Source organism: Mycobacterium attenuatum (assembly GCF_900566085.1).
Classification (GTDB): Bacteria; Actinomycetota; Actinomycetes; order Mycobacteriales; family Mycobacteriaceae; genus Mycobacterium; species Mycobacterium attenuatum.
This window is the reverse complement of the sequence record NZ_UPHT01000037.1, coordinates 1-8,522: the sequence shown is the minus strand read 5'-3', so window position 1 is coordinate 8,522 and position 8,522 is coordinate 1. Positions and strand designations below refer to the sequence as shown.

At 67.1% G+C, this 8,522-nt stretch carries 6 protein-coding genes; 2 read left to right on the top strand and 4 right to left on the bottom strand.

Translation table 11 applies throughout. The annotated features are described in order from the left end of the window. Both EET13_RS05870 and EET13_RS05865 read right to left on the bottom strand, forming a co-directional pair. The coding region (locus EET13_RS05870; RefSeq protein WP_244603786.1) for a fatty-acid--AMP ligase at positions 1–3,409 on the bottom strand (3,409 nt) is incomplete at its 3' end. A 470-nt stretch (positions 3,410–3,879) separates the two neighbouring features. Beyond that, complete coding sequence (locus EET13_RS05865) at positions 3,880–5,322, bottom strand: FAD-dependent oxidoreductase (RefSeq protein WP_122441408.1); 1,443 nt, start codon at positions 5,320–5,322, stop codon at positions 3,880–3,882. A gap of 207 nt (positions 5,323–5,529) precedes the next feature. On the opposite strand from EET13_RS05865, the gene EET13_RS05860 reads away from it, so the two are divergent. Continuing rightward, positions 5,530–5,922 (top strand): DUF732 domain-containing protein, encoded by a 393-nt coding sequence (locus EET13_RS05860; protein ID WP_122441407.1) that lies wholly within the window; start codon positions 5,530–5,532, stop codon positions 5,920–5,922. A gap of 36 nt (positions 5,923–5,958) precedes the next feature. Here EET13_RS05860 and EET13_RS05855 read toward each other — a convergent pair whose 3' ends face one another. Together EET13_RS05855 and EET13_RS05850 are read right to left on the bottom strand one after the other, a co-directional pair. Further along, complete coding sequence (locus EET13_RS05855) at positions 5,959–6,252, bottom strand: DUF3017 domain-containing protein (protein WP_122441406.1); 294 nt, start codon at positions 6,250–6,252, stop codon at positions 5,959–5,961. Then, positions 6,249–7,106, bottom strand: coding sequence for a bifunctional methylenetetrahydrofolate dehydrogenase/methenyltetrahydrofolate cyclohydrolase (locus tag EET13_RS05850; protein WP_122441405.1), 858 nt, complete (start codon positions 7,104–7,106; stop codon positions 6,249–6,251). Before EET13_RS05850 ends, EET13_RS05855 begins: the two co-directional genes overlap by 4 nt. A 39-nt stretch (positions 7,107–7,145) precedes the next feature. Here EET13_RS05850 and EET13_RS05845 point away from each other — a divergent pair, with 39 nt between their 5' ends. Further along, a complete protein-coding gene (locus EET13_RS05845) occupies positions 7,146–8,336 on the top strand; it encodes an NADH:flavin oxidoreductase (protein WP_122441404.1) in 1,191 nt (396 codons plus the stop codon). Positions 8,337–8,522 lie beyond the last annotated feature (186 nt).

Below are 8,522 nucleotides of genomic sequence, written 5' to 3'. Positions count from 1 at the left end.
CCGGCGGGGTGGGGGCTTGCCGCAGGATCAGATGGGCGTTGGTGCCGCTGATCCCGAACGAGGACACCGCCGCGGTGCGGGGATGGTCGGCGAGCGGCCACGGCACGGCCTCGGTGAGTAGCCGAACAGTGCCAGCCGACCAGTCGATGTGCGGGCTGGGGCGATCGACGTTGCGGGTCACCGGCAGCGTCTCATGGTTGAGGGCGGCGATCATTTTGATCATTCCGGCGACACCGGCGGCGGCCTGGGTGTGACCGATGTTGGATTTGATCGATCCCAACCACAGTGGGTGCTCCGGCCCGCGCGCGGCACCGTAGGTGGCGATCAGGGCGCCGGCCTCGATCGGGTCGCCCAGCGTGGTGCCGGTGCCGTGGGCCTCGACGACGTCGACCTCGTCGAGCCCGATGCCGGCGTTGGCCACGGCCTGGGTGATGACGCGCTGCTGCGCGGGCCCGTTGGGGGCGGTCAGTCCGTTGGAGGCACCGTCCTGGTTGATCGCCGATCCCGCGATGACCGCCAGCACCGGGTGGTTGTTGCGGTGCGCGTCGCCGAGCCGTTCCAGCACCAGGACCGCGGCCCCTTCGCCCCAGCCGGTGCCGTCGGCAGCGGCCGCAAACGCTTTACAACGCCCGTCGGCAGCTAACCCGCGCTGCCGGGAGAATTCGGTGAACACCGCCGGCGTGGTCATCACGGTGACACCACCGGCCAGGGCCAGACCGCACTCCCCGTTGCGCAGCGACTGGCACGCCAGATGCGCGGCCACCAACGACGACGAACATGCCGTGTCCACGGTGATAGCCGGGCCCTGCAAACCCAGCGCGTAGGCGACACGCCCGGAAGCCACACTGGTGGACGTCCCGGTCATGGCGTATCCCTCCGCGCCATCGGAACCGTCCCCGCCGTACTGCTGCGACCAGGCTCCGACGAACACCCCGGTCTCCGAACCGACCAACGCGGCCGGGTCAATTCGGCTGGTTTCCAACGCTTCCCAGCACACCTCCAGCAGCAGCCGCTGCTGGGGATCCATGGTTTGCGCCTCCCGTGCCGAAATCCCGAAAAACTCGGCGTCAAACCCGCTCGCGTCGGCCAGAAACGCCCCGGCACGCGTGTAGGTCTTGCCCACCGCATCGGGATCAGGATCGAACAAATCCGTCAGATCCCAGCCGCGATCGGTCGGAAACTCCCCCACCGCCTCGGCGCCGCCGGCCACCAGATCCCACAGCGCCGCCGCCGAATCCGCGCCCCCGGGGAACCGGCAGGCCATCCCCACCACTGCTACCGGCTCATTCGTCGCCACCTGCGGCCGCACCGGCGCAGCCGCCGCAACCGACCCGCTCAGCAGCTGGCCCAGGTGGGCAGCCAACACGGCCGGGGTGGGGTAGTCGAAAGCCAGGGTGGGTGGCAATTCCAGCTCGGTGACGGTATTGAGGCGGTCGAGCAATTCGGTGGCTTTCACCGAGTCGAACCCCAGGTCCTGAAACGCGCACTCGGGGTCGATGTCCTCTGGGCTGGGATAGCCCAGGACGGTTGCCGCTTGCGAGCACACCATCCCGAGTAGCAGTTCGTCTTGCTGGCGGCGCAGCGTGCGCAGGCGTTGTGCCAACGTCATGTCGGCCGCGGCGCTCGTGGCGCTGTCCTGGGCTACGCGCTTTTCTGGCCGGCGGGTCTGCCCGTCCAGCCGGGTGAACTCATCGCGGAGGTAGAGGTGTAGGCAATCCCGTCGCCGGACCTTACCGCTCGTGGTCAGCGGAATCGAATGAGGCGGAACCAGAACGAGATCCGCCACACTCAGACCCTGCGACTTCGAAATCCTGGAGGTGATCTCCCGCCTGACGACACTCATCAGGTGCATCGCCTCGTCGGAGTCGCCGCGCGACTTGAATTCGACTATGGTGACTAGCTTTTCGACGCCGTCGTCGTCGGGAACGGCGATCGCCACACAACGGCCTCCGGTGATCTCCTGGATCGTCGCCTCGATGTCGTCGGGAGAGTGGTTGCGGCCGTAAACGATCAGCAGATCCTTGATGCGGCCGATGATGAACAGCTCGCCCTCGGAGACGACGCCCAGATCTCCGGTCCTCAGCCAAGGCCCCTCGGGCGTTCCAGCCGACGGTGCGACCAGGGTTGCACCGAAGGTCCGCTCCGTCTCTTGCGGCTTCTGCCAATAGCCCGTCGAGACGTTGTCACCATGTGCCCAGATCTCCCCGACCGTTCCCTCGGGACACTCAATACCGGTCTCCGGGTCGACGATGCGTACCATCGGCGAGCGCGGCATACCGTAGCTGACCAGCGGTGTACCTTCGCCGCTAGCGCACCGCTTCGCGCGGCCGGCGGTCAGTTCCTCGGATTCGAAATTGACCGCTAGCGGTGGTTGATCGCTTTCGCGGCTCGCCACGTACACCGTGGCCTCCGCAAGCCCATACGAGGGCCGCAACACCCTGGGGTCGAGATTGAACGCGGCGAATCGCTTGGCGAAGCGCCGCAGCGTCGCGGGTTGCACGCGCTCGGCACCACTGACAACGTTGCGCACGTCCCCGAGGTCAAGCCCGGCCATGTCGTCATCTGATGTTTTTGCAGCCGCCAATTCGAAAGCAATGTTGGGCCCGCCGGTGAATACGGAGCTGTTGCTTGCCGTCAATTGCATCCACCGCGCCGGTCGTTGCAGGAACGCTGCCGGGCTGGTCAGCACGCCCGCAAATCCGCCCAGAATCGGGATCGCAATTCCCAGGACCAAACCCATGTCGTGAAAGAACGGCAGCCACGACACGACGGTGGTGTCCGGCGGAGCGACCTCGCCGCGCTCCCGATACAAGCTGGACAAAATTTGCTCGACGTTGACGTGAATGTTCTTGTGCGAGATCTCAACTCCCGCCGGCGTGCGGGTAGACCCCGAGGTGTACTGCAAATAGGCGACGTCTGGCAGGTTCGGGGCTTCGGCGCCGGGCGCGGTCCGGGAGTCCAGGTCCAGCACGTCAACTTCGATCAGTGACGGCGCGCCGCGGTCGCCGGCTTCGGACCTGACGCACTCGGCGATGGTGCCGGCGACAGCCGATGTCGTCAGAATCGTCGACGGCGACGCGTCGCGCAGGACCGCGCTGACCCGCTCATCGCTGGCGCCACCCAGCGGCATCGACAGCGGAACCGCTATCTGACCGGCCTGCAGTGCGCCCAAGAACGCCAGGACGTATTCCAGTCCTTGCGGCGCAAGTATCACGGCCCGGTCGCCGGTCGACCCGCGGGCGTTGAGCTCTTGTGCGACGTTGCGCGTCCGCCGGTACAGCTGCGACCACGTCAGGCTTTCCGCAACGCCCGCCCCGCCCTGCTCGTAGTCGACAAACGTGAAAGCTGTCTCGTTAGGCCGCGAACTGGCACGTTCCTGCAGCACTGCGGGAATTGAGTTCTCACGCACAGCTAAACGATAGGGGACGAGTAGACAGGCCGTCCGGAGAACGGACGCAGCCCAGAACAACCCACTCAACATCGACTCCCCGCTCGCCGTGCGCCGGAGTCGAGCCGAGCCAGCCCAAGTGCAGGGTTTGGGCCTTCCCGCCGGTGTTCCAAGGACGCTGGCGTGACCGCACCCAGACCACGCGAGTCACAGTGGCCACACCGCGTCATCGAGGTGTCCTGCATATCAGCCGCGACTGCGCTATCGCCGGTGATAGCGCTCTCATGCATCGCCCCATGGTCAGCCGCTCTCTGGCTGGTCGCAAATACCTGCGCCGTAAGGCGCTGGGGCACAATAGCGCTCGTGTCACACCGCTATGTAGCGGCACTAGCGATTCCGGGCGAACCAACCACACCGCGTGCGTCGGCGGCGCCCGCCGTGACCACTAACGTGAGCTGAAACCGCCGTTGCGCAACTGGTTTGACAAATGCCTAGAAGCTGAGTCCCGAATACATCGACCGGCCGGGGTCGTAACGCTGCCGGATCTCGGTCAGCCGCGATAGGTTCGGGCCGAAGTACCGCGCCGGCGCGGTGTTGGGTTCCAGATAATTGACGTAAGCCCCGACCGAAAATTGTTGTACCGCTTGATGTGCAGCGCCTATCCACTTGTTGGCAGCGGCAACCTGGCCGCTGCCGGGTGTCTCGACGTACCACTGCGCGACAGCGGACTGCCGTCGCCACGGAAATGCCGAGCCGCTCGGATCGACGTCACCCACCGCGCCACTGAGCGTGTCCACGATCACCGACGCGCGTCCCGAGGCCGGCGGCCACTTTCCCAGCGCCGCGACAATGGCCTGTGCCGCAGCAGAATTCACTGTGCCGATGACGTCGGACCCGGCCACGAAGGCCCGCGGTGAACTCGTCGAGCTGCCGCCGGCCAGATACATCACCAGATCCATATGACTCAGCGTCTTGTGCTCGACGCCGGTGGGTTGAACGCCGACTGCGGATTTGATCGCGTCGGCCACCGCGGGCCCGGATCCCGCCGGGCATGTGGCCAGCACATGGCAATTGGCTTGCGACGCGCTGACCGACATGTCGACCAGACCCCAGGTGTTGCGGTCGGCTGCCGCCAGCCAGGTCTGCCAGCCGGTCAGCACCTGGGCCGCCGACGACGGGGCGAAGTCAACGCGCACCACATCGGAGTCGGCGGTCGGGAAGGTCGCAAACGTCATCGACGTCGTCACCCCGAAGTTGCCGCCCCCGCCGCCCCGCAACGCCCAGAACAGGTCGGGATGATCGTCGGCGGATGCGGTGACCGTTTCCCCGCTGGGCAACACCACCGTCGCCGATCGCAGCGCGTCACAGGTCAGGCCGGCGTGGCGGGAATCGGCACCCATTCCACCGCCGAGGGTCAAGCCGCCCACACCAACGGTCGGGCAGCTGCCGGCGGGAATCGCACGGCCGGCGCCGGCCAACGCCTGCTGCACCGCATACAGATCGGTCGCGGCCGGCATCGTGACGTTTCCGGTGGCGCTGTCGAAATTCACGCCGCCGGTCAGGCCGCGCAGATCGATCACCATGGCGCCGGCCGCGGCCGAGGCGCCGATGTAGGAATGCCCGCCGCCGCGCGGGGCGATCTTGAGCTTGTTGGCGGCCGCGAACCCGACCGCCTTCTCGACGTCGGCTTGCGAGGTGACCGTGACCACCGCCGCCGGGTTCGAGCCGTTGTAAAGCGAGTTGAAAACCTGCTTGCCCGACGTGAACGAGCCGCCGCTGTCCGGCAGCAGCACCCGGCCACCGATCGAGGAGGCCAGAGCGGTCCAACCGGTGGACGGATCCGCGGCCGCCCGCACGTGCCCGAATACCGCCGATGTCGCCAGCGCCCCCACCGCGCCGCGAAGGAACGCTTGCCGAGAAATCATGGGCCGCATTGTCAATCAGCATCACGGTGAAACCGGCCGGGGTGCGACGTGTCGTGGCACAGTGTGACGCGATCGTGTCGTTGAGCCCGTGCCGGCAGTCGACGGTAAACCTTTACGCGGTCGTGTTCGAAACGTGACGGCCGTACACCAAGGTTCCTAGGGAAGCCTGAGTGTGCCCGAACGGCCTGGTGCGCTCCGATATGAACGGGAGCTGACATGAAAACATGGCGCCATCAGCCACTCACGATTCGTTTGTTGGCGGGATCGGCAGTCCTGCTCACCGCGGCCGCCGCACTGGCGGCACCGGCTGAGGCCGGCACGATCGACGACGCTTTCATCGGCGCGCTCAACGACGCCGGCGTGAACTACGGCGACCCGGCGAGTGCCGTGGATTTGGGCCACTCCGTGTGCTCGACACTGTCCCGCCCGCGCGGGACGTTCAACTCGGCAGTAGCGACCGTTGTCGCCGCGGGCACGGGCATGCCCAAGCCGATGGCAGAAATTTTCACCAGCATCGCCATTTCGACGTATTGCCCGCAGGCGATGACGGACGTGGCGACCGGCAACCTGCCGGGCTTGCCGCAGATACCGGGGATTCCCGGGCTTTAGGCCAGTTTTAGGCCAGTTTTGGGCCAGTTTTAAGGCTTAGCCCGTGCCCAGCGGGTCGATCGTTGACGCGATATAGACCATCGCGGCCCCCACCACCGTCATGGTGACGAAGTCTGTTCCCTTGCTGCGCACCACCAGCAGGCCGGCCAGCTCGTCGGACAACACCAGCCGCAGGACGGCTGCCACCCCCACACCGATCCCGATCAGCAGCGCACCACGGCGCCAGAAGTTCGCGCCGGCCAGCACGAACGCCATCACGAAAATCAGCCCCACGAGCAGGATCGGCCACTGCGCGCGAAACGTGTGCGCCAGGATGGCCCGCGCCGTCATTGTTGTTCGGCCAGCTCGACGACGTTGGTCAGCAGGAACGCCCGGGTCAGCGGCCCAACGCCACCCGGATTCGGCGACACGTGACCGGCGACCTCCCACACGTCGGGGTGTACATCGCCGACCAGCCCGTCGTCGGTGCGGCTGACTCCGACGTCGACGACCGCGGCGCCGCGGCGCACCATGTCCGCGGTCAGCATGTGCGGCACCCCGACGGCCGCGACGATGATATCGGCTTGCCTGGTCAAGGCCGCCAGGTCGCGAGTTCCGGTGTGGCACAACGTCACGGTGGCGTTCTCGGAGCGGCGGGTGAGCAACAGGCCCAGCGGGCGGCCGACCGTCACGCCGCGGCCGATGACCACCACGTGCGCCCCGGCCAGCTCGACTTCGTAGCGCCGCAGCAGGTGCACGATGCCGCGCGGCGTACAAGGCAGCGGCGCCGGGGTGTTGAGCACCAGCCGGCCCAGGTTGGTCGGGTGCAGCCCGTCGGCGTCCTTGCCCGGGTCGACGCGCTCCAGCGCCGCGTTCTCGTCCAGATGTTTGGGCAGCGGAAGCTGCACGATGTAGCCCGTGCAGTCGGGGTTGGCGTTCAGTTCGTCGATGGTCTCGTTGAGGGTGGCGGCGCCGATGTCGGCAGGCAGGTCGCGGCGAATCGAGGTGATGCCGACCTTGGCGCAGTCGGCGTGCTTGCCTCGCACGTAGGCCTGCGAGCCGGGGTCTTCACCTACCAGGATGGTGCCCAAACCGGGCGTGCGGCCCGACGCGGACCCGGAAGCGGTCAGAGCCGCTACGCGCCGCTTCAAGTCCACAAAGATCTCGTCTCGGGTGGCTTTGCCGTCCAGCATGATTGCGCCCACGGCAGACAGTCTGGCACGTCCGCCGCGTACGCTCCTGACATGCCCGATGCCCCCGACGTGCTCGGCCCGGCCAAGCTGGGTCCGCTGACGCTGCGTAACCGCGTCATCAAGGCCGCAACCTTCGAGGCACGCACACCCGACGCGCTGGTGACCGACGACCTGATCGAATATCACCGGCTGCCGGCCGCGGGCGGGGTCGGCATGACGACGGTCGCCTATTGCGCAGTCTCCCCCGGCGGCCGCACCAGCGGCGACGGGATGTGGATGCGCCCGGAGGCGGTGCCGGGGCTGCGCCGGCTCACCGATGCCGTACACGCCGAGGGCGCGGCGGTCAGCGCCCAGATTGGTCACGCAGGACCGGTAGCCGACGCCCGATCCAACAAGGCGGCCGCCCTGGCGCCCGTGCGGTTTTTCAACCCGATTGCCATGCGGTTCGCCAAAAAGGCGACCCGCGAGGACATCGACGACGCGCTGGCCGCGCACGCCGACGCCGCCCGCCTGGCCGTCGACGCCGGCTTCGACGCCGTCGAGATCCATCTGGGCCACAACTACCTGGCGAGCTCGTTTCTGTCCCCGCTGATCAACCGGCGCGACGACGAGTTCGGCGGGTCGCTGGAGAACCGGGCCAAGGTCGCCCGCGGATTGGTGCTGGCCGTTCGTCACGCCGTGCAGCAGCAGATCGCGGTGACCGCCAAGCTCAACATGGCCGACGGCATCCGCGGCGGCATCACGACCGAGGAAGCGCTGACCACGGCGAAGTGGCTGCAGGACGACGGCGGCCTGGACGCGCTGGAACTCACCGCCGGCAGTTCGCTGGTCAACCCCATGTACCTGTTCCGCGGCGACGCGCCGGTCAAGGAATTCGCCGGAGCCTTCAAGCCGCCGCTGCGCTGGGGCATCCGGATGACCGGCCACAAGTTCTTTCGCGAGTACCCCTACCGCGATGCCTATCTGCTGCGCGATGCCCGGCTTTTTCGCGCCGAGTTGTCGATGCCACTGATCTTGCTGGGCGGAATCACCAACCGGGAGACCATGGACCTGGCGATGGCCGAGGGATTCGACTTTGTCGCCATGGCCCGCGCGCTGCTGGCCGAGCCCGACCTGGTCAATCGGATCGCCGCCGAAGGGCAGCGGGTGCGTTCGGCGTGCACACATTGCAACCTGTGCATGCCCACCATCTACAGCCGCACCCGCTGCGTGGTCACCGGTGCGCCGGACCGCACCCAATGAGACGATGCCACGAGCCGGGACTTCCTCGCCCAACTAGTGCGCCGTGTCTGAAATAGTTCTACGGTGCAGGTTGGGGACAATCATGCATGCGAATTGCGCCGTTGGCACTGCGTGACGGGGATCGGCAGAAATTGGTGTCGTTGACGCGTTCCTCGACGGTCACCGCCGGCGCTGCGCAGCGGGCAC